Below are 21,418 nucleotides of genomic sequence, written 5' to 3' on the forward strand. Positions count from 1 at the left end.
CCGACCGGCCTCAGGAGTAGAGGCAGAAGGCCAGCGGGAGGAACACGAGCAGCGCCCCCGCCAGCGCCACCGTCAGACAGCTCGGGTGGTGGTCGGGGTCGGCGACGGAGGCGGCCAGCAGCAGGAGCACCGCCGCGGCGACGGGCCGGAGCCCCGCGGTCCCGAACATCGGCACCCACAGCAAGAACATGGCGATGACCAGGCAGGTTCGGGTGAAGGCCGCCGGCGCGTCGCGCGCGAGGAGCGGAAGGCCGGCGACGAACAGGAGCAGCAGTAGTCCGCGGGCCGAAACTCCCCCCGCGGACACGGTCGCCGACCACACCGTCGTGACGACCGTCACCGACGCCGCCGTCACGGCCAGCCTCCACGGCAGGCGGGCCACCCGTTGCTGCACGACCTCGTCCACGATCCCCCCGAGAGATGTTTGAACGCGTTTATTTGAACATGTTCAAGGTAGCGGACGGGGGTGGCGCAGGGAAGCTCCCTTACATCGGGCATACGCGGTTCTGTCGGGCTTCTCAGGCCGGACTCAGGAAGCTCTCATCAACGGCCAGCACAGTCATAGCCATGACCGAGAGCTTCCGCCGCGAAGGCGAGTACCCGCAGGAACACCGCCCCCAGTACGCGCCGTTCGGCGAGGACTGGCAGCGCGGACGCGACCGGCTGGCGCACGAGGCCGGAGCCGATGCCGGGACCGGGGCGTATCCGCCGCCGCCCGCCTATCCGCCGGCCGCGCCCGGCTGGCACGAGGCGCACCAGCCGCCGGTCATCCGGGGCGAGACGGTCCCGGCCGCGGCCGACGGCGGCGAGGGCGGCGCCGGCCTCCCGCCGGGGCCCGCCCACGCCGCGCCCGCCCGGCGCGCGAAGAAGCCCGTGGCCCTGCTCGCCGCCGTCGCACTCGCCGCGGCCGTGGTCGGCGGCGGCACCGCGGCCGCCGTCCAGCAGCTGATGGACCGGCAGGCCGGCACCCCCGGCGGCATCAACGGCACGAACGTCTCGCGGTCCAGCACCGGCACCGTCGCCGGCATCGCCGACCAGGTCAGCCCCTCGGTCGTCCGCATCGACACCCGCACCGGTTCCGGCCAGGGCACCGGCTCCGGCTTCGTGCTCACCGCCGACGGCGAGATCGCCACCAACAACCACGTCGTGGACGGTGCCACCCAGATCCAGGTGACGACGAGCGACGGCAAGAAGTACACCGCCAAGATCGTCGGCACCGACCCCGACAAGGACCTGGCCCTGATCAAGCTCGACGGCGCGAGCGGCCTCAAGCCCGCCAAGCTCGGCGACTCGGGCAGTGTCAAGGTCGGCGACCAGGTCGTCGCCATCGGCTCCCCCGACGGCCTCACCGGCACCGTGACCAGCGGCATCGTCTCGGCCCTGAACCGCGAGGTGAAGGTGCCCAAGTCGGAGCAGAGCGCCCCGCAGGGCCGCCAGCAGGGCGAGGACAGCTGGCCCTTCTCCTTCGGCGGCCGCCAGTTCAACGGGGACACCGGCTCGAACACCACCTCGTACAAGGCCCTCCAGACGGACGCCTCCCTCAACCCGGGCAACTCCGGCGGCGCCCTGGTCAACATGAACGGCGAGATCGTGGGCATGCCGTCCGCGATCTACTCGCCCTCCACCGGCAACTCCACCGCCGGCAGCGTCGGCCTCGGCTTCGCCATCCCCGTCGACACGATCAAGGCCGACCTGGACTCCCTCCGCAAGGGCGGCCCCGGCGGCAAGGGATCCGCCGGCACCTCCGACACCTCCGGCAGCGGTTCCTTCGCAGGCGGCTTCGGCACGTCCTTCTAGCCTGCCGTGCGAGGCTGGAGGCGCCGTCACCCGCCGGACCCCGCAGCCGGCCACCACACCTGGGAGACCCATCCATGAACCCCGCCGAAGGCGAAGCGCGGATCCTCGTCGTCGACGACGAACCGGCCGTACGCGAGGCCCTGCGCCGCAGCCTCGCCTTCGAGGGCTACGCCGTCCAGACCGCCGTCGACGGGCTGGACGCCCTCGACAAGGCGGCCTCGTACGCCCCCGGCCTGATCGTGCTGGACATCCAGATGCCGCGGATGGACGGGCTCACGGCAGCCCGTCGGCTGCGCGCCTCCGGCAGCGTCACCCCGATCCTGATGCTGACCGCCCGCGACACCGTCGGCGACCGCGTCACCGGCCTCGACGCGGGCGCCGACGACTACCTCGTCAAGCCGTTCGAGCTCGACGAGCTCTTCGCGCGCGTGCGCGCCCTGCTGCGCCGCAGCTCCTACGCCGCCGCGCAGGCCGGCGCCGGCCCCCACGAGGACGCCCTGACCTTCGGCGACCTGCGCATGGACCTCGCGACCCGCGAGGTCACCCGGGCCGGACGCCCGGTGGAGCTGACCCGTACCGAGTTCACGCTGCTGGAGATGTTCCTCGCGCACCCGCGCCAGGTCCTGACCCGCGAGCAGATCCTCAAGACCGTCTGGGGCTTCGACTTCGAGCCCAGCTCCAACTCCCTGGACGTGTACGTGATGTACCTGCGCCGCAAGACCGAGGCGGGCGGCGAGCCGCGCCTGGTCCACACCGTGCGCGGGGTGGGCTACGTACTGCGCGCGGGCGAGGGCGGGCCCGAGTGAGCCCGGCCGCCCGCTTCCGCGCGCTGCCGCTGCGCTCCCGGCTGGCCCTGCTGGTCGCCGTCGCGGTGGCCCTGGCCGTGGCGGGCGTCGCGGCGGTGTCCTGGGTGATGGTCCGCACCCAGCTGCGCGACCAGCTGGACAGCGCGCTGCGCGCCACCAACGCCGAGGCCCAGGCCAACCAGGTCTACCGCTCGCTCGGCTGCGTGTCCGTCACCGGCGCCCTCCCGGAACGGCCCGCCAACAACCTCAGCGCCCAGGTACAGATCGTGCTGCCGGACGGCGGCCACTGCTGGGTCGACGGCCGGAGCACGCTGCGGATCAGCTCCACCGACCTGGAGGTGGCCCAGCGGCGGCGCGGGGCCGCCCTCTACGACGCGACCACCTCCGACGGGGTGGCGGTCCGCGTCTACACCCAGCCCGCCCTGCTGGACGGGCGGGCAGCCGCGCTGACCGTGGCCAAGCCGCTCTCCGACATCGAGAAGCCGCTGTCCACCCTGGCCTGGGTGCTGCTCCTGGTCTGCGGCGTCGGCGTGGTCGGCGCCGGAGCGGCCGGCCTGTGGGTGGCCCGGACGGGCCTGCGGCCCGTCGACGAGCTGACCGACGCCGTCGAGCACATCGCCCGCACCGAGGACCTGACGGTGCGGATCCCAGACGAGGGCGACGACGAGATCGCCCGCCTGTCGCGGTCCTTCAACTCGATGACCGCGGCCCTGGCCTCCTCCCAGGACCGGCAGTCCCAGCTGATCGCGGACGCCGGACACGAGCTGCGCACCCCGCTGACCTCGCTGCGCACCAACATCGAGCTCCTCGCGCGCAGCGAGGAGACCGGCCGGGCCATCCCGCCCGACGACCGGCGGGAGCTGCTGGCCTCGGTCAAGGCGCAGATGACGGAACTGGCCTCGCTGATCGGGGACCTCCAGGAGCTGTCCCGGCCGGACGCGGCCTCGCCCGGCCCGCTCGGGGTGGTCGCCCTGCACGAGATCGCCGCGACCGCGCTGTCCCGGGCCCGGCTGCGCGGCCCGGAGCTGGCCTTCGCGTCGGACCTGGAGCCCTGGTACGTACGGGGCGAGGCGGCGGCGCTGGAGCGGGCCGTGGTCAACGTCCTGGACAACGCGGTGAAGTTCAGCCCGCCGGGCGGCTCGGTCGAGGTGACCCTGCGGGCGGGCGAGCTGACCGTACGGGACCACGGGCCCGGCATCCCGGCGGCGGACCTGCCGCACGTCTTCGAGCGGTTCTGGCGGTCCGAGTCGGCCCGCGCCCTGCCCGGCAGCGGGCTGGGCCTGTCGATCGTGGCCCGTACGGCCGCCCGCGCGGGCGGCAGCGCCGAGCTGCGGGCGGCGGCGGACGGCGGCGGAGGCACGGAGGCGGTGCTCCGCATCCCCGGGGCGCCGACCCCGCCGCCCTCCGATCCGTCAGTTGTGCCGGATCAGTGAGGCGACCAGGCCGGAGCGGGTGTTCGGGAAGTCCATCGGGACGATCCCGAGCCCGGTCCGGCCGGCCATCTCCCCGCCGTCGACGAAGCCGTGGACCTGCGGGTTGAGGCGGTCGGAGTTCCAGCGCGGCGGCATGTACGCCGCGGTGCTGACGTAGTTGACGAAGAGCTTGCCGGGCTGCTGGACGGCCTTGCGGAAGTGGTTCTCGATCCGGCCGCGCTTGGCGAAGGGCTCGGTGTTGTAGTCGTCCTGGATGTCGAAGACGTTGCCGTCGCCGTAGCGCAGGCCCGGCAGGCCGCCGTTGTCGGCGAGCAGGACCACCTTGCCGCGGGCCTGTCCGAGCGTGGGCAGGGTGTCGGCGATCCGGAAGAGGGAACGCCAGCCGCGGTTGTTCAGGTAGTCGTCGAAGACGGCGCGGAAGGTGGCGTCGCTCTCCCCCGAGTACTCCTGCTTGACGCGCATCAGGACGGTCTCGCCAGGGTGCGCGGCGAGGAAGTTCGCGCAGGCGACGAGGACGTCCCCGAACATCAGGTCCTGGAAGAACGCCGCGTGGTGGATGGCGAAGGAGCCGCCGGTGACCCGGCAGCGGACGTCGAGGAAACGGATCCCGGAGTCGAGCTGCTGGGCGATCGAGGTGTTCTGGCAGGCGACGTAGAGCCCGCCCTTGGTGGCGCCGGAGTCGTGGGTGCCGGGGATGGTCATCCGCTGGAGGGCGGTGGAGTCGCCGAGGCCGGCCATCCAGTCCTGGGTGCCGAGTGCGGCCGCCGAGGCGGGTGCGGCTCCCAGTGCGACGGCGGCTCCCGCGGCCAGCGCTCCGGCCAGGAACGCCCTGCGGCCGATGCCCGCGCCCCCGACCGCGCCCGGGCCCGTGACCCTGCCCGCGCCCGTGACGCTGCCCGTGCCGGTGACCCTGCCCGTGCCCATGCCGATGTCCATGCCCGCCCCTTTGCCGACCCGGTGATGGCCGGATTATGGCGTGCACACGTCAGGTTTGCTACCCGTCGGTAGTGGTCAGCTTCCGAGCAGCTCGACCATGGAGCGCAGCCCCTGGAGGAGCTCACGGCCGTCCGGCGCCTGCTCCGGGTCGGTCAGGGTCTGCACCATCACCCCGCTGAGCAGCGCGATATGCATCGAGCCGAGGGCCCGTACGTCCTCCTCGGAGACCTCCTCCGGCGGCACCCCGCGCAGGGCCGCGGCAACCGTCCGCCGGTTGCGGCGCTGCCCCTCGGCGAGGATCGCGAGCAGCTCGGGCGAGGACTGCGCGTGGACGAAGGCCTCGACGGAGGCCAGCCAGAGCCAGCGCATCTCGCCGAAGTCGCGGATCTTGCGGTCCCAGGTGTCGGCGTAGCGCTCCCCCGCGGTCCCGCCCTCGCCTGCGAGGCGGCCGGAACCCGCGGCCCACTCCTCCATGGCGGCGAACAGGGCCTGGTTGAGGAGGGCCTCCCGGGACCCGAAGTGGTAGCCGATCGCGGCCATGCTCACCCCCGAGGCCGTGGCGATGTCGCGCACGGTCGTGCGCAGGTAGCCCTTCCCCTCCAGGCAGCGCCGCGCTCCGGCCAGCAGGTCCTCGCGATTTCCCATGCCGGGATCGTATCCGCGACCACTCGCCGACATTTGGGCAAGCGCGCCATACAACTGTATTGCGCGCTTGCCCAAACGCTGGCAGGGTGGAGCCACCGACACGATCCGCAGGCCCACGGAAGGCAGGACCATGCGCCACGACCTGAAGATCGACGACCGGACCCTCTCCTACCTGGACTTCGGCGGCACCGGCCGGCCGCTCCTCGCCCTGCACGGCGGCATGTCGGAAGCCCTCGCCTTCACCGGCCTCGCCGCCGCCCTCGGCGACGGCTGGCGGGTCATCGCCCCCGACCAGCGCGGCCACGGGGACTCCGACCGCGCGCCCGACTACCGCCGCGAGGGCTACGTGTCCGACGCCGTCGCCCTCCTCGACCACCTGGGCCTCGACACCCCCGTGCCGCTCCTCGGCTACTCCCTCGGCGGGCTCAACGCCTACCACCTGGCCGCCGCCCACCCGGACCGGATCTCCGCTCTCATCGACGTCGACGCCACCGTCGAGATCCGCATCCCCGACGGACCGAACTGGTACGACTTCCTGGACGGCCTCCCCCACACCGCCCCCACCCGCGAGGAACTCCTCGCCGCCGCCGGACCGGCCGCGCCCTTCGTCGCCGACGGGCTGCGCCCCCTCCCGGACGGCAGCGGCTGGCGCCTGGCGTACCACCCGCAGGACATGCTCGACTCCATCCACGCCTGCGCCGGCGACCACTGGGACACCTGGCTCGCGAGCACCTGCCCCGCCCTGCTGATCCACGGCACCGGCAGCCGGGCGCTCACGCAGCCCGTCGCCGACGCGATGGTCGCCCGGCGCCCGAAGACCTCGTACGCGCCCCTGGACGGCGACCACTTCGTGCCGTTCACGAACCCGGACGGCTTCCACCGGGCCGTCGGGACCTTCCTCGCGGCCCTCTGATCCCCGCCGGTCCCCGCGTCACGGGGGTGCACCGGGGGGAAACGCCGAAGGGGCGGCGGGCCTGTCGGCCCGCCGCCCCTTCGGGCACGCTGTGCGCGAGTGCTACTTGATGACGGTGATCCGGTTCGCCGCCGGCGGGGCGATCGGCGCGGACGCCGAGGAGTTGTTCGTCAGGTAGGCGTTGAAGCAGTCCAGGTCGGACGCGCCCACGAGCTTGTTCTTGTGCTCCTTCAGGACGGTGAAGCCGTCACCGCCGCCCGCGAGGAACTCGTTCATCGCGACCCGGTAGGTCTTGGCGGGGTCGATCGCGGCACCGTTGAGCCTGACCGAGTCCACGACGATGCGGTCGGCACCGGCCTTCGTCATGTCGAGGGTGTAGGTGAAGCCCTTCGACACCTGCAGGATCTTCGGGCTGACCCCGTTGACCGGGCCGCTGACCTGCTGCTGGAGCGCGGTGATCAGCTGCGCGCCGGTCAGGTCCACGATGTTCATCATGTTGGTGAACGGCTGGACCGTGAAGGACTCGCCGTAGGTCACGACACCGTCGCCCTCGGCCCCCGAGGCCTTGTAGGCGAGGTCCGAGCGGATGCCGCCCGGGTTCATGATGGCCAGCTGCGCGCCGCCCTTGTCCGCCGGGGCGAGCGCCTCCAGCTGGGCGTCGGCGATCAGGTCGCCGAGCGGCTTCTCGGGCTCGGCCGAGCCGCGGCCCGGGATGTCCGCCGAGATGAACCCCTGCGGACGGTTGGCGATCGGGGCCGCGAGGGCGTTCCAGCGACCGATCAGCTCGGTCATGTCCGCAGCCTTGGGCTGGTCGCGGTGGACGACCTTGTTGACCGGCTTGGGCGAGCTGATCGGCGTACGGACGATGTCCTTGGTCTGCCGGTCGTAGGTGAGCGTGGTGTCCGTGAACAGACGGCCGATGGAGGCCGCCGAGGTCACCGCGCGCGGGTTGCCCGCCGGGTCGGGGATGTTGCAGGCGTACGCCTGGTGCGTGTGGCCGGTGACCAGCGCATCGACCTTGGCGTCCACGTTCTTGGCGATGTCCACGATCGCGCCCGAGATGCCGGCGCCGGCGCCCGGGACGTCGCAGTCGTAGTTGTACGCGCCGTTCGCGGGCAGACCGCCCTCGTGGATCAGGGCGACGATCGACTTCACGCCCTGCTTGTTCAGCTCGGCGGCGTACTTGTTGATCGTCTCGATCTCGTCGCCGAACTTGAGGCCCTTGACGCCCTCGGCGGTCACGACGTCCGGAGTGCCCTCCAGGGTGACGCCGATGAAGCCGATCTTCACGTCGCCCTTCTTCCACACGTAGGTGGGCGACATCAGGGGGCGCTTGGTCTTCTCGTCCGTGACGTTCGCGGCGAGGTACTGGAAGGTGGAGCCCGTGAACTCCTTGCCGAACTCGTAGCAGCCCTCGACCGGGTGGCAGCCGCCGTACGCCATGCGGCGCAGCTCGGTCTTGCCCTCGTCGAACTCGTGGTTGCCGACGCTGGAGACATTCAGCCCCAGCTTGTTCAGCGCCTCGATGCTCGGCTCGTCGTGGAAGAGCCCGGACAGCATCGGGCTGCCGCCGATCATGTCGCCGGCCGCTGCGGTGACGGAGTACTCGTGGCCCTTGCGGGCCTCGCGCAGGGCGGTCGCGAGGTACTCGACCCCGCCCGCGGGTATGGCCTTGGTGGTGCCGTCGGCCTGACGTTCGGTCACGGTGCCGGAGGACCCCTGCGGGGGCTCCAGGGTGCCGTGGAAGTCGTTGAACGACAGCATCTGCACATCGACGGTCCGGCTCTTGGCCGCACCGCCACCACTCGCGGCTCCGGCCGGCAGTGCGGCGGCCACCATCGCGCCGGCCCCGGCCGTGACGGCGAGGGCGGCGAAGGTCAACCGGCGGGTTCGGCGGTGCCGTTGTGGCGTCGCTGACATTTAGTCCCCTTTGTGGACAGCGATACTGCTCGGGAGGTCCGCCGAAGCCTATGGTCAACGCGCGTAGCTCTACCAGGGGGTAACGGGTATCGCGTTGGTTACACGCAGAAGAAGGCCCGACCCCGTGCCCGTACTCCGCTCGGCGGCCCGGACGGTCGTAGGCTCGTTCCATGACTGACGCAAGCGCGGCCCCGGAGCCGGGACGGCAGATTCAGACCCTCGACGAGCTGACGGGGGAACAGGCCGACGCCGTCCTCGACCTGATCGAGGACGCGGCGCGTACGGACGGCACCACCGCCGTGTCCGAACAGGGAAGGCTCCAGCTGCGCGGAGGACCGCGCCCGGGGATCCGGCACTTCCTGCTCACCGACGCCGGCCGGCTCGCCGCGTACGGGCAACTGGAGGACACCGACCCGGTGGAGGCCCCGGCCGCCGAACTGGTGGTCCACCCGGCACTGCGCGGCCGCGGCCACGGCCGGGCGATGGGCATGGCCCTGCTGGCCGCCTCCGGCAAGCGGCTGCGGGTATGGGCCCACGGCGGCAAGTCCGCCGCCCGGCACCTCGCCCAGGTGCTCGGCCTGACCCTCTTCCGCGAGCTGCGCCAGCTGCGCCGGCCCCTGGCCGAAGGCGCCCCGCTGCCGGATCCGGTGCTCCCGCCCGGCGTGACCGTACGGGCCTTCCTGCCCGGAACCGACGACGCGGCCTGGCTCGCGGCGAACGCGGCCGCCTTCGCCCACCACCCCGAGCAGGGCTCGCTCACCCAGCGCGACCTCGACGACCGGATCGCGCAGCCCTGGTTCGACGCCAAGGGCTTCTTCCTCGCCGAGCGCGACGGCGAGCTCGTCGGCTTCCACTGGACGAAGGTCCACGCGGAACAGCAGCTCGGCGAGGTCTACGTGGTCGGCGTCCTGCCCGGCGCCCAGGGCGGCGGCCTCGGCAAGGCCCTCACCGCGATCGGCCTCCAGCACCTGGCGGCCCAGGGCCTGCCGACGGCCATGCTCTACGTCGACGCCGACAACCCGGCGGCCCTCGCCGTCTACGAGGGCCTCGGCTTCACCACCCACGAGGTCGACCTGATGTACCGCACGGAGAGCTGACCCGCCGGCGGGTCCTGCGCCGGCCGGCGCAAGGGGCGCGGGGGGTCCGGGGGCGGCCCCCGGCAACCGCGCCCCACCCGCGCCCCCGGGAGGCACTCGTGCGCCAGCCGGAGCCGGGAAGCCATGCGCCATTAACCGGGCATTCAGAAGCGCTTGCGACTCTCCCCCAATGCAGCCCCGACTCCGACTGACGGCAGACCCGTCCGACGCGCCTGTCCTGCCGCTTGCGCGGAAGAATGGAGTCATGAGTCACAAGCCCAGCGCCGGTCCCACCGAGGTCCCCGCCCAGCACCCGTCTCACACGTCCGCCTCCGCCGCCGACAAGGCGACCGGCAAGGCGACAGGCAAGGCCGCCAGCAAGGCCGCCGCCCAGGCCCCCGTCGCCGCGGCCCACGCCCGCATAGGCTCCATCGCCGCGCACCGCCCGCACATCGGCCTCGACCCCGATCTCGACGCCGACCTGGACGCCTACGACGACAAGGACGGCGGGGAGCTCCCCCCGGACCGCTTCCTCGACCGGGAGCGCAGCTGGCTCGCCTTCAACGAGCGGGTGCTGGAGCTCGCCGAGGACCCGACGACCCCGCTCCTGGAGCGCGCGAACTTCCTGGCGATCTTCGCGAGCAACCTCGACGAGTTCTTCATGGTCCGCGTGGCCGGCCTCAAACGGCGTATCGCGACGGGTGTCGCCACCCGATCGGCCTCCGGCCTGCAGCCCCGCGAGGTGCTGGACCTCATCTGGACGCGCTCGCGCGAACTCATGGCCCGCCACGCCGCCTGCTTCCAGCAGGACATCTCCCCGGCCCTGGCCGAGGAGGGCGTCCACCTGATCCGCTGGCCCGACCTCACCGAGAAGGAGCAGGCCCGCCTCTTCACGCTGTTCCGGAACCAGATCTTCCCGGTGCTGACTCCGCTGGCCGTGGACCCCGCGCACCCCTTCCCGTACATCTCCGGCCTCTCCCTGAACCTGGCCGTGGTCGTACGCAACCCCGTCAGCGGCCACCGCCACTTCGCCCGGGTCAAGGTCCCGCCGATCCTCTCCCGCTTCCTGGAGGCCTCCCCGCAGCGCTACGTCCCGCTGGAGGACGTCATCGCCGCGCACCTGGAGGAGCTGTTCCCGGGCATGGAGGTGCTCGCGCACCACATGTTCCGCGTGACCCGCAACGAGGACCTGGAGGTGGAGGAGGACGACGCCGAGAACCTTCTCCAGGCCCTGGAGAAGGAGCTCATGCGGCGCCGCTTCGGCCCGCCGGTGCGCCTGGAGGTCGAGGAGTCCATCGACCCCGGCGTCCTGGACCTCCTCGTGCAGGAGCTGAACGTCAACGCCTCCGAGGTGTACCCGCTGCCCGGGCCCCTGGACCTGACCGCCCTCTTCGGGATCGCCTCCCTGGACCGGCCCGAGCTCAAGTACCCGAAGTTCGTCGCCGGCACCCACCGGGACCTCGCCGAGGTCGAGTCCGCGCACGCGCCCGACATCTTCGCCGCCCTGCGCGAGCGGGACGTCCTGCTGCACCACCCGTACGACTCGTTCTCCACCTCGGTCCAGGCCTTCCTGGAGCAGGCCGCCGCCGACCCGGACGTCCTCGCCATCAAGCAGACGCTCTACCGCACCTCCGGCGACTCCCCCATCGTGGACGCCCTGATCGACGCCGCCGAATCCGGCAAGCAGGTCCTCGTCCTCGTCGAGATCAAGGCCCGCTTCGACGAGCAGGCCAACATCAAGTGGGCGCGCAAGCTGGAGGAGTCCGGCTGCCACGTCGTCTACGGGCTCGTCGGCCTCAAGACCCACTGCAAGCTGTCGCTCGTCGTCCGCCAGGAGGGCGACCAGCTGCGCCGCTACGCCCACGTCGGCACCGGCAACTACCACCCCAAGACCGCCCGGCTCTACGAGGACCTCGGCCTGCTCACCGCCGACCCGCAGGTCGGCGCGGACCTCTCCGACCTGTTCAACCGGCTGTCCGGCTACTCGCGCCGCGAGACCTACCGCCGGCTGATGGTCGCGCCCCGCTCGCTGCGCGACGGACTGATCGCACGGATCGACAAGGAGGCCGCCCACCACAGGGCCGGCCGCCCCGCGTACGTGCGCCTGAAGATGAACTCGATCGTCGACGAGGCCCTCATCGACTCGCTCTACCGGGCCTCCCAGGCGGGAGTGCCCGTCGACATCTGGGTGCGCGGCATCTGCGCCGTGCGCCCCGGCGTCCCCGGACTCTCGGACAACATCCGGGTCCGCTCGATCCTCGGCCGCTTCCTCGAACACTCCCGGGTCTTCGCCTTCGGCAACGGCGGCGAGCCCGAGGTGTGGATCGGCAGCGCCGACATGATGCACCGCAACCTCGACCGCCGTATCGAGGCACTGGTCAGGGTCGCCGACCCGGCCCACCGCGCGGCACTGGACCGGATGCTGGAAACCGGCATGTCCGACTCCACCTCCTCCTGGCACCTGGGCCCGGACGGTGAATGGACACGGCACAGCACGGACGCGGACGGCCAGCCGCTGCGGCACGTACAGGAGACGCTCATAGACGCCCGGAGGCGCCGGCGTGGCTCAGCCAAACCATGACCCTGTGGCGGACGCGGGTGACGTGCTCGGCACGTACCTGCGCTCGCAGGCCACGGCCTTCCTGCGAGGCCTTCGCCTGCATGAGGAGAGCGGGGCCGACGCCGCGGAGAGCAGCGACGCGGCGCGCAGCCTGCGGGGGGCCGCGCGCCGCATCAGCGGATCACTGGCCACGTTCCGGGTGGTGACCGAGTCGTCCTGGGCCGACAGACTGCGCGCCGAGCTGGTGTGGCTGTCCTCGACCCTGGCCGACGAGCACGCGTACGCCGCCCGGCTGGCCCGGCTCATGGACGCACTGCACCGGCTGTCCGGGTCCCCGGACCTCCCCGCCCCGCGCGGCTCGGCCGGCGCACTGACGGTGGGCTCGGCGCGCGCGGGCGCACTGCTGGACCGCCAGCTGACCCTGGCCCGTACGCGCGCCCACTCGGCCACCCTCCAGGCGCTCGGCTCGTCCCGCTTCCACGCCGTGGCGGACGCGGTGGCCGTGCTGGCCTCCGAGGTCCCGCTCGACGCCGTCGCGGCCCGCGGACGGGTCGCGGAGGTCCTCGTACCGCTCGCGGCCGTGGCCGAAACCCGCCTGTCGGCCGCGGTCTCGGCACTGCCGCCGATCAGCGGCTGCGAGGCGGCGCCGAGTCCGTACGACGCGGACCACGACGGCCTCTGGCACGAGGTGCGCCGCCTCCTGCGCATCCACCGCTACGCGCGGGAGGTCCTCGGCGAGGACGTCACCCGGCCGGCGGCCGCGGGCGAGGCCCTGGACCGCCACCGCGACGCCGCCGAGGCCGCCGCCGCCTCCGCCACGGCGGCCCGCACCCCGCGCATCGCCCCGGCGACGGCCTACGCCCTGGGCGTCCTGCACGCCGACCAGCGGCACGAGGTCGAGGCGGCCCGGGCAGACTTCCAGCACCTGTGGCTGCGGGAGCCCGCCATCACACCACGGTAACGGCGGGATAACGGATGATGGCAAGCGTGTGCGGACGCCCCGGAACGCACCGGGTCGTCCGCCACGGTTCACCGTCCGTTCACTCGGGCCGGTCGGCTGCTTCACCTGTTCTGCCTAATTTCGGTCGTGCACGGAGAAGGCGCCCGCAGACGGAGCGGCCGGACCGGGCACCCGACGTAGTAGTCCTCTTCGCACGCCGCCCGGTACGAACGGAAAGCGGCCGGCGGCTTCTGGAAGGAACACCCGAAAGTGAAGCTTCAGCGCAAGAACATGCTTCGTGCCTCCGCCCTCGGTGCGCTTGTCGTGTCCGGCGCCCTGGTCCTCACGGCGTGCGGCTCGGACGACAACACCAAGACCGGCGACGGCGCGTCCAAGGCCGCCGCTCCGGCCGCGGGCGACATCAAGTGCGAGGGCGCCAAGGGCAAGCTGCTCGCCTCCGGCTCCTCCGCGCAGAAGAACGCGGTCGACCTGTGGGTGAAGAACTACATGGCCGCCTGCTCCGGCGTCGAGGTGAACTACAAGTCCTCCTCGTCCGGTGAGGGCATCGTCGCCTTCAACCAGGGCACCGTCGGCTTCGCCGGCTCCGACTCGGCGCTGAAGCCGGAGCAGGTCGAGGAGTCGAAGAAGATCTGCACCGGCGGCCAGGGCATCGACCTGCCGATGGTCGGCGGCCCGATCGCCCTTGGTTTCAACGTCGCGGGTGTGGACAAGCTGAACCTCGACGCGGCCACGGTCGCCAACATCTTCAACGACAAGATCAAGAAGTGGGACGACGAGGCGATCAAGAAGCTCAACCCCGGCGTCACGCTCCCCTCCACCGCGATCCAGCACTTCCACCGCTCCGAGGACTCGGGCACCACCGAGAACCTCGGCAAGTACCTCAAGGCCACCGCCGGTGACGCGTGGCCCTACGAGGCCGCGAAGAAGTGGCCGGCCCCGGGCGGCCTCGGCGCCTCCGGCTCCTCCGGTGTCGCGACCCAGGTCAAGCAGGTCGACGGCGCCATCGGCTACTTCGAGCTCTCCTACGCCAGCGCCCAGGGCATCAAGACGGTCGACCTGAACACGGGCGCCGCCGCCCCGGTCAAGGCCACCGGCGAGAACGCCTCCAAGGCCATCGCCGCCGCCAAGGTCGCGGGCACCGGCTCGGACCTCGCCCTCAAGCTCGACTACACCACCAAGGCCGAGGGCGCGTACCCGATCGTCCTGGTCACCTACGAGGTCGTCTGCGACAAGGGCAACAAGGCGGAGACCCTGCCGACCGTCAAGTCCTTCCTGAACTACACCGCGTCCGACGCGGGCCAGAAGATCCTCCTCGAGAACGGCTACGCGCCGATCCCGGCCGAGATCAACGCCAAGGTCCGCGAGGTCATCAACTCGCTGAGCTAGTCCTCAGCTCCGAGGCCCGGTCCGCCCCTCCCCCCGTCCGGGGACCGGGCGGACCGGCCCCGGAGCCCCTTCCCCTCCACCCGGGGGAATCCGGTGCACCGCCGCCAGGGGGCCTGCCCCCCACACAGACCGGAAAGACCATGGCTTCCACCACACCCACCCAGATAGACACGGCTCCGCCGGTCTCCATGAGCAAGGGATCCACCGGCCGCGCCGGTGACAAGATCTTCGCCGGGCTCTCCAAGGGCTCCGGCATCCTGCTCCTGGTGATCATGGCGTCGATCGCCGTCTTCCTCACCTACCGCGCCTCGATCGCACTGTCGAAGAACGAGGGGAACTTCCTCACCACCTTCGACTGGAACGCCTCGGCCAACCCGCCCGTCTTCGGCATCGCCGTCCTGCTCTTCGGCACCGTCGTCAGCTCGATCATCGCGATGGCCATCGCGGTTCCGATCGCCGTCGGCATCGCCCTCTTCATCTCGCACTACGCGCCGCGCAGGCTCGCCGCGCCGATCGCCTACGTGGTCGACCTGCTGGCTGCCGTACCGTCGATCATCTACGGCATCTGGGGCGCCCTCTTCCTCGTCCCGCAGCTGGCCGGCCTGAACCTCTGGCTCGACGAGTACCTGGGCTGGACCTACGTCTTCGACAAGACCCAGGTCGGCGTCGCACGCTCGCTCTTCACCGTCGGCATCCTGCTCGCGATCATGATCCTGCCGATCGTGACCAGCGTCAGCCGCGAGGTCTTCCTCCAGGTCCCGCGCATGAACGAGGAGGCCGCCCTGGCCCTCGGCGCGACCCGCTGGGAGGTCATCCGGATGTCCGTGCTGCCCTTCGGCCGCTCCGGCGTCATCTCCGCCTCGATGCTCGGCCTCGGCCGCGCGCTCGGCGAGACCATGGCCGTCGCCACCGTCCTCTCGCCCAGCTTCCTGATCTCCGGCCACATCCTCGACCCGGGCGGCGGCACGTTCGCACAGAACATCGCCGCGAAGTTCGACGAGGCCAACGAGTTCGGCCGGGACGCGCTGATCGCCTCCGGCCTGGTCCTCTTCCTGCTCACCCTGCTGGTCAACGGTGCAGCTCGCCTGATCATCGCTCGCCGCAAGGACTTCTCGGGGGCGAACGCCTGATGAGCCACGCACTCCAGGACCACCGGCCCTCGCGGGCCCCCCGGTCCGCCGCACCCACCAGCCTGACCCGGGGCGGCCTGCCCCGCTGGGCCCCGGCCGGCATCGCGGTCCTCTCGATCGCCCTCGGCAGCGGCACCGGCGTCGCCTTCGGCCTCGACAGCAAGATCCAGTGGGGTCTGATCGCCGCCCTCCTGTTCCTCGTGATCACGTACACCGCCAGCGCGGTGATCGAGAACCGCCGCCAGGCCAAGGACCGCATCGCGACCTCCGTCGTGTGGGTCTCCTTCGTCCTCGCCGTCATCCCGCTGCTCTCGTTGATCTGGACCACCGTCAGCCGCGGCATCGAGGTCTTCAGCGGCGACTTCCTGACGCACTCGATGAACGGCGTGACCAGCTTCGAGGAGGGCGGCGGCGTCTACCACGCGCTGCTCGGCACCATCGAGCAGATCGCCCTCGCCACCCTGATCGCGGCGCCGATCGGCCTGCTGACCGCCGTCTACCTCGTCGAGTACGGCAAGGGCACGCTCGCCAAGGCCGTGACCTTCTTCGTCGACGTCATGACCGGCATCCCCTCCATCGTCGCGGGCCTGTTCATCCTGACGACCTGGAACCTGGCCCTCGGCTTCGGGCCCTCCGGCTTCGCCGGCGCGATGGCCCTGTCGATCCTGATGATGCCCGTCGTGGTCCGCTCCACCGAGGAGATGCTCAAGCTCGTCCCGAACGAGCTGCGCGAGGCCGCCCTGGCCCTCGGCGTGCCGAAGTGGCGCGTGATCCTGAAGGTCGTCCTCCCCACCGCCATCGGCGGCATCGCCACCGGTCTGATGCTGGCCGTCGCCCGCATCGCCGGTGAGACCGCCCCGATCATGCTGCTGGTCTTCGGTACCCAGCTGATCAACGGCAACCCTTTCGAAGGCGCCCAGTCCTCGCTCCCGCTCTACATTTGGGAGCAGTACAAGGTCGGCAGTGACGCCTCCTACGACCGGGCATGGGCCGCAGCGCTCGTCCTGATCGCCTTCGTCATGATCCTCAATCTGGTGGCCCGCGGCATCGCCCGCTGGAAGGCCCCGAAGACCGGTCGCTGACGCGACTGTATGAAAGCGAAGTGACCCCTCATGGCGAAGCGAATCGACGTCAGCGGACTGTCCGCCTTCTACGGCAACCACAAGGCCATCGACGACATCTCGATGACCGTCGAACCCCGCTCGGTGACGGCCTTCATCGGCCCCTCCGGCTGCGGCAAGTCCACCTTCCTGCGCACCCTGAACCGCATGCACGAGGTCACCCCCGGCGGCCGCGTCGAGGGCAAGGTGATGCTGGACGACGAGAACCTGTACGGCGCCGGCGTGGACCCCGTCGCGGTCCGCCGCACGGTCGGCATGGTCTTCCAGCGCCCGAACCCCTTCCCCACCATGTCGATCTTCGACAACGTGGCGGCGGGCCTGCGGCTGAACGGCAGCTTCAAGAAGTCCGAGCTGAACGACATCGTCGAGCGCTCCCTCCAGGGCGCCAACCTCTGGAACGAGGTCAAGGACCGCCTGGGCAAGCCCGGCTCGGGCCTCTCCGGCGGCCAGCAGCAGCGGCTGTGCATCGCCCGCGCCATCGCGGTCGAGCCCCAGGTCCTGCTGATGGACGAGCCCTGCTCGGCCCTCGACCCGATCTCCACCCTGGCGATCGAGGACCTGATCGGCGAGCTCAAGGAGCGCTTCACGATCGTCATCGTGACGCACAACATGCAGCAGGCCGCCCGCGTCTCCGACCGCACCGCCTTCTTCAACCTCGCGGCGGTCGGCCAGCCCGGCAAGCTCATCGAGATCGACGACACGGACCGGATCTTCTCGAACCCGTCCGTGCAGGCGACCGAGGACTACATCTCGGGCCGCTTCGGCTAGAGCGAGATGTGAGAGCGTCCTGCGGTGCTGCATGGCGGTGCCACCGCAAGGGCGGAAGAAAGAAAGAGGGCCGGCTCCCCCTGGGTGGGGGGAGCCGGCCCGCTTTCGTGTCCGTGCGGCGCCGCGGCCGGCATGGCGATGCTGCATCCCCCGGGGGACGACCCCCGGACCCCCGGCAGGGGGCGGCAGCACCGCTAGCCGAAGGCCAGGTTCACGATCCAGAAGCTGATCGCCGCGACCAGCGCCGCGGCCGGCATGGTGATGAACCAGCCCAGGATGATGTTCTTGGCGACACCCCAGCGCACCGCGTTGACGCGCTTCGTCGCACCCACACCCATGATCGCCGAGGTGATCACGTGGGTGGTGGAGATCGGCGCGTGGAACAGGTAGGCCGAGCCGAACATGATCGAGGCGCCGGTGGTCTCCGCCGCGAAGCCCTGCGGCGGGTCCAGTTCGATGATCTTGCGGCCGAGCGTGCGCATGATGCGCCAGCCACCCGCGTACGTACCCAGCGACAGCATCACGGCACACGCGACCTTGACCCACACCGGGATCGGCGCGTCGGAGGTCTGCACGTCGGCGATGACCAGGGCCATCACGACGATGCCCATCGTCTTCTGCGCGTCCTGCAGGCCGTGGCCGAGCGCCATCGCCGCCGCCGACACCGTCTGGGCGATACGGAAGCCGTGCTTGGCCTTGTGCGGGTTGGACCGGCGGAACATCCACAGGATGACCACCATCACCAGGTAGCCGACGACCAGGCCGACGACCGGCGAGACGAACATCGGGATGACGACCTTGTCGACCACGCCCGACCAGATCACCTCCGTGCCGCCGGCCAGGGCCGCGCCCACCATGCCGCCGAAGAGGGCGTGCGAGGAGGACGAGGGCAGGCCGAAGTACCAGGTGATCAGGTTCCAGACGATCGCGCCGACCAGCGCCGCGAAGAGGATCCACATGCCCGTGGAACCGTGCGGCGTCTCGATCAGACCCTGGCTGACCGTCTTGGCCACCCCGCTGCCCAGGAAGGCACCGGCGAGGTTCATCACCGCGGCCATCGCGAGGGCGGCGCGCGGGGTCAGCGCACGCGTCGAGACCGAGGTCGCGATCGCGTTCGCCGAGTCGTGGAAACCGTTCGTATACGTGAAACCGAGCGCGACACCGATGGTCACGACCAGAGCGAAGGTGTCCACGAGGTTCAGGACTCCTTGACCGCGATGGTCTCCACCGTGTTCGCGACGTGCTCGAACGCGTCGGCCGCCTCTTCGAGCACGTCGACGATCTGCTTGAGCTTCAGCACCTCGATGGCGTCGTACTTGCCGTTGAAGAGGTGCGCGAGCAGCTTGCGGTGGATCTGGTCCGCCTGGTTCTCCAGCCGGTTGACCTCGATCCAGTACTCGGTGAGGTTGTCCATCGTCCGCAGGTGCGGCATGGCCTCGGCGGTCAGCTCGGCCGCCCGCGCCAGGACCTCGATCTGCTGCTCGACACCCTTGGGGAGCTCTTCGACGTTGTAGAGGACGACGAGGTCGACGGCCTCCTCCATGAAGTCCATGATGTCGTCGAGCGACGACGCCAGGGAGTAGATGTCCTCGCGGTCGAACGGCGTGATGAAGGAGGAGTTCAGCTGGTGGAAGATCGCGTGGGTCGCGTCGTCCCCCGCGTGCTCCGCCGCCCGCATCCGTTCCGCGATCTCGGCCCGGGCGGACATGTCCGCTCCGAGCAGTTCCATCAGGAGCTTGGAGCCCGTGACGATGTTGTCCGCGGATGCGGCGAACATGTCGTAGAAGCTCGTCTCCCTGGGGGTCAGACGAAATCGCACGTGAGGTCCTCGGGGTGCATCGGATTCGGTCAGGCTGATGCTAGGCGCATCCCCCGGCCACGGCTAACCGGCCGTTCCCCAGTGTCCTCCATCAGGCAGAGTGAGGACCACGGGCCCCTGCCCGTCGGGCGCGAGCCCGGTATCCTATACCCATGAGGGGTATACATCCCCCTCGTTCCGGACCACGGGAGGACCTATGACGACCATCGAGGCGGAGGGCTCCGGAGCCCCGTCCGGTACGGCGGCCACCCCGGGCACCTCCCACGACGCCGGGGTCGAGGCCGGGGCCGGAGCCGTCCACGGCTACCACCACCAGAAGGACGAGCACCTCAAGCGACTGCGCCGGATCGAGGGGCAGATCCGCGGCCTCCAGCGGCTCGTCGACGAGGACGTCTACTGCATCGACATACTCACCCAGGTCTCGGCGAGCACGAAGGCGCTCCAGTCCTTCGCGCTCCAGCTGCTGGAGGAGCACCTGCGCCACTGCGTGGCCGACGCCGCGGTCAGGGGCGGGGCCGAGATCGACGCCAAGGTCGAGGAGGCCACCAAGGCCATCGCGCGGCTCCTGCGCACCTGAGCCGCCCGGCCCCGCCGCCGGATGTCGCGGTGCGGGGCCCCGAGCGGCACCCCGCGGTCTAGCGGCCGAGCAGGACCTCGTCGATGCGGTCCAGGCTCAGCCGGTCCTCGGCGGCCGCGGAGGCTGCGATGATCAGCTCACCGCACAGTTCGATCTCGGCGAGCGCCACGTGGTCCTGCACCGTCGTACCGCCTGCGGGAGTCACGCGTGTCACCTCTGTCTGCCACCGGCCACCGGCCGTCGTCGGTCATGCCGCACCACTTGCCGGCGCCCGGCTCCTCAGCGTAGGGAGGACGCCCGTCCCCCCGCATGACACGGATGGACCATTTCCGGATACCCGGCCATGGCCCGATCGCGCCGCCCCCGGACCGCCCGCCCCACTAGTCGGCGATCTTTCCGGCGTAAATGTCCCTGCTCGCGGGCAATACGACGGTCACCGGCGTCCCGAATCCGTACAGCAGCGTGGTCGATGACACATCGATCACGCCATTGTTGACATAGGTGAAGCGGTGCCTGACCTTCCGCAGCCGCCCCTCCTCGTCCAGGTACGCGTCGAAGGGCACCGTGTCCTTGCTGAACCCTTTCGCCGCGGCCGCCAGCGCCCCGCGCATCTCCGCCGGCGCACTCGCCGCGGCCCGCCCGATGTCGGTGGTCCCCCGGTAGTGCCGCACCTTCGTGCCCGCCACCTCGGTCTCCCCGACGTACGTCACCTCCTGCGCGGCCCGCAGCAGCTCGGCCGCGATCAGCGGGTCGGTGGCCCCGCCGGTGACCAGGTTCCCGTCGGCGAGGGTCGTCGTGTCGACCCGCACCCACTTGTCGGCGGGAACGCCCGCTCCGCGGTTCTTCATGTAGAGCGCGCCGGGCACGAGGAGCTCGGTGATGGGCCGGTGCTCGTCCTCGCCCTTCACATCGGCCGGGAGCAGGACCAGGAGCTGCCCCATCCGCTTCTTGAAGTCGACACCGCCCTCACCGCGGATGGTGACCCGGGTCCCGCCCGTGGCCATCTCCATGGCCGTACGGGCCCGGGCGCTGCCCGTGCGCGCCAGGGCGTCGGCGGCCCCGCGGACCACCGAGGCCGCTTCCGCCGGGGACCGGTCGTCGCTTCCGTCGCCTCCGGCGCACCCGCTCGTCGCCGTGACCGCCAGGGTGACTCCGGCGGCGAGCACCACCTCGGCCGCGCGCCCGCGCAGCCTCTTGTGCCGGTGAACCACCATCGCCTGCCAACCCCCAACGCATGACCGCTGCTTGCCCGAGGTCCCCACCCGCTCCGCTTAACGAGGCCCCGGGTCTCCCGTCACGGGGGCACCCTCCCCGCCCCCGCCGGCCCCGGGTACCGTGGAGAAGTGGAACCGCACATCGACGCGACACCGGTCCCTCCGCTCGACTCCGTACCGCCCCCGCGGCCGCAGTCGCAGCCCCGGACGACGACCACCCACACCACCTCCACCGCCGACCGCGGATCGTTCTGCCTGGCCGTCTGTTCCTGCGGCTGGAAGGGCCCGGCCCGGCGCTCCCGCGACCTGGCCCGCAAGGACGCCGCCGGCCACGAGGCCGCGGACACCGCCTGACG

The 21,418-nt window shown here is 71.2% G+C and carries 21 protein-coding genes; 13 read left to right on the top strand and 8 right to left on the bottom strand.

Features of this window, described 5'->3' with window-relative positions:
• Window positions 1-10: 10 nt before the first annotated feature.
• Window positions 11-406, bottom strand: coding sequence for a hypothetical protein (locus E6U81_RS07410; protein ID WP_136229253.1), 396 nt, complete (start codon window positions 404-406; stop codon window positions 11-13).
• 161 nt (window positions 407-567) lie between these two features.
• On the opposite strand from E6U81_RS07410, the gene E6U81_RS07415 reads away from it, so the two are divergent.
• From E6U81_RS07415 to E6U81_RS07425, 3 genes are all read left to right on the top strand, one after another.
• Window positions 568-1,797: a trypsin-like peptidase domain-containing protein gene (locus E6U81_RS07415; protein ID WP_136229254.1), complete on the top strand. Its 1,230-nt coding sequence runs from the start codon at window positions 568-570 to the stop codon at window positions 1,795-1,797.
• Window positions 1,798-1,871: 74 nt separating this feature from the next.
• A complete protein-coding gene (locus tag E6U81_RS07420) occupies window positions 1,872-2,603 on the top strand; it encodes a response regulator transcription factor (protein WP_136229255.1) in 732 nt (243 codons plus the stop codon).
• The gene (locus E6U81_RS07425; protein WP_136229256.1) at window positions 2,600-4,036 is read left to right on the top strand and encodes a HAMP domain-containing sensor histidine kinase; all 1,437 of its coding nucleotides are present in this window, start codon (window positions 2,600-2,602) and stop codon (window positions 4,034-4,036) included. Before E6U81_RS07420 ends, E6U81_RS07425 begins: the two co-directional genes overlap by 4 nt.
• Here E6U81_RS07425 and E6U81_RS07430 read toward each other — a convergent pair.
• Together E6U81_RS07430 and E6U81_RS07435 are read right to left on the bottom strand one after the other, a co-directional pair.
• Window positions 4,016-4,966, bottom strand: coding sequence for a phosphatidylinositol-specific phospholipase C (locus tag E6U81_RS07430; RefSeq protein ID WP_240803707.1), 951 nt, complete (start codon window positions 4,964-4,966; stop codon window positions 4,016-4,018). The two genes, E6U81_RS07425 and E6U81_RS07430, sit on opposite strands and share 21 nt — an antisense overlap.
• An 81-nt stretch (window positions 4,967-5,047) precedes the next feature.
• A complete protein-coding gene (locus E6U81_RS07435; protein WP_136229257.1) occupies window positions 5,048-5,617 on the bottom strand; it encodes a TetR/AcrR family transcriptional regulator in 570 nt (189 codons plus the stop codon).
• A 130-nt stretch (window positions 5,618-5,747) separates the two neighbouring features.
• Between E6U81_RS07435 and E6U81_RS07440 the strand changes: the two genes are divergently transcribed.
• Window positions 5,748-6,530, top strand: coding sequence for an alpha/beta hydrolase (locus E6U81_RS07440; protein WP_136229258.1), 783 nt, complete (start codon window positions 5,748-5,750; stop codon window positions 6,528-6,530).
• 102 nt (window positions 6,531-6,632) lie between these two features.
• On the opposite strand, the gene E6U81_RS07445 is transcribed toward E6U81_RS07440, so the two are convergent.
• Window positions 6,633-8,450, bottom strand: a complete 1,818-nt coding sequence (locus tag E6U81_RS07445) for a bifunctional metallophosphatase/5'-nucleotidase (RefSeq protein WP_136229259.1) — start codon at window positions 8,448-8,450, stop codon at window positions 6,633-6,635.
• A 170-nt stretch (window positions 8,451-8,620) separates the two neighbouring features.
• Here E6U81_RS07445 and mshD point away from each other — a divergent pair, with 170 nt between their 5' ends.
• From mshD to pstB, 7 genes are all read left to right on the top strand, one after another.
• On the top strand, window positions 8,621-9,547 hold the full coding sequence (mshD, locus tag E6U81_RS07450; RefSeq protein ID WP_136229260.1) for a mycothiol synthase: 927 nt from the start codon (window positions 8,621-8,623) through the stop codon (window positions 9,545-9,547).
• Between the two features lie 244 nt (window positions 9,548-9,791).
• A complete protein-coding gene (locus E6U81_RS07455) occupies window positions 9,792-12,107 on the top strand; it encodes an RNA degradosome polyphosphate kinase (RefSeq protein ID WP_240803695.1) in 2,316 nt (771 codons plus the stop codon).
• Window positions 12,088-13,047, top strand: a complete 960-nt coding sequence (locus E6U81_RS07460) for a CHAD domain-containing protein (protein WP_136229262.1) — start codon at window positions 12,088-12,090, stop codon at window positions 13,045-13,047. Before E6U81_RS07455 ends, E6U81_RS07460 begins: the two co-directional genes overlap by 20 nt.
• A gap of 249 nt (window positions 13,048-13,296) precedes the next feature.
• Entirely contained in the window at window positions 13,297-14,433 is a 1,137-nt protein-coding gene (pstS, locus tag E6U81_RS07465; RefSeq protein WP_136229263.1) for a phosphate ABC transporter substrate-binding protein PstS, read from the top strand.
• A 140-nt stretch (window positions 14,434-14,573) separates the two neighbouring features.
• Window positions 14,574-15,563 (top strand): phosphate ABC transporter permease subunit PstC, encoded by a 990-nt coding sequence (gene pstC / locus E6U81_RS07470; protein ID WP_136229264.1) that lies wholly within the window; start codon window positions 14,574-14,576, stop codon window positions 15,561-15,563.
• The gene (gene pstA, locus E6U81_RS07475) at window positions 15,563-16,645 is read left to right on the top strand and encodes a phosphate ABC transporter permease PstA (RefSeq protein WP_136229265.1); all 1,083 of its coding nucleotides are present in this window, start codon (window positions 15,563-15,565) and stop codon (window positions 16,643-16,645) included. Before pstC ends, pstA begins: the two co-directional genes overlap by 1 nt.
• A gap of 30 nt (window positions 16,646-16,675) precedes the next feature.
• The gene (pstB, locus tag E6U81_RS07480; RefSeq protein ID WP_136229266.1) at window positions 16,676-17,452 is read left to right on the top strand and encodes a phosphate ABC transporter ATP-binding protein PstB; all 777 of its coding nucleotides are present in this window, start codon (window positions 16,676-16,678) and stop codon (window positions 17,450-17,452) included.
• A gap of 194 nt (window positions 17,453-17,646) precedes the next feature.
• Here pstB and E6U81_RS07485 read toward each other — a convergent pair whose 3' ends face one another.
• Window positions 17,647-18,645, bottom strand: coding sequence for an inorganic phosphate transporter (locus E6U81_RS07485; protein WP_031154209.1), 999 nt, complete (start codon window positions 18,643-18,645; stop codon window positions 17,647-17,649).
• A 5-nt stretch (window positions 18,646-18,650) separates the two neighbouring features.
• Entirely contained in the window at window positions 18,651-19,271 is a 621-nt protein-coding gene (locus tag E6U81_RS07490; RefSeq protein WP_136229267.1) for a DUF47 family protein, read from the bottom strand.
• A 196-nt stretch (window positions 19,272-19,467) separates the two neighbouring features.
• Between E6U81_RS07490 and E6U81_RS07495 the strand changes: the two genes are divergently transcribed.
• Window positions 19,468-19,848, top strand: coding sequence for a metal-sensitive transcriptional regulator (locus tag E6U81_RS07495; RefSeq protein ID WP_136229268.1), 381 nt, complete (start codon window positions 19,468-19,470; stop codon window positions 19,846-19,848).
• Window positions 19,849-19,906: 58 nt separating this feature from the next.
• Here the strand turns inward: E6U81_RS07495 and E6U81_RS39695 are convergent, their stop codons facing one another.
• Window positions 19,907-20,053 carry a hypothetical protein gene (locus E6U81_RS39695; RefSeq protein ID WP_167350610.1) on the bottom strand — a complete coding sequence of 49 codons (147 nt, stop codon included), beginning with the start codon at window positions 20,051-20,053 and terminating at the stop codon, window positions 19,907-19,909.
• Between the two features lie 175 nt (window positions 20,054-20,228).
• Window positions 20,229-21,062 carry a hypothetical protein gene (locus E6U81_RS07500; protein ID WP_206309863.1) on the bottom strand — a complete coding sequence of 278 codons (834 nt, stop codon included), beginning with the start codon at window positions 21,060-21,062 and terminating at the stop codon, window positions 20,229-20,231.
• 129 nt (window positions 21,063-21,191) lie between these two features.
• Here E6U81_RS07500 and E6U81_RS07505 point away from each other — a divergent pair, with 129 nt between their 5' ends.
• The gene (locus E6U81_RS07505; protein ID WP_136229269.1) at window positions 21,192-21,416 is read left to right on the top strand and encodes a hypothetical protein; all 225 of its coding nucleotides are present in this window, start codon (window positions 21,192-21,194) and stop codon (window positions 21,414-21,416) included.
• Window positions 21,417-21,418: the final 2 nt, after the last annotated feature.

Origin of the sequence: Streptomyces sp. A0592 (genome assembly GCF_004795115.1) — a bacterium.
Classification (GTDB): domain Bacteria; phylum Actinomycetota; class Actinomycetes; order Streptomycetales; family Streptomycetaceae; genus Streptomyces; species Streptomyces erythrochromogenes.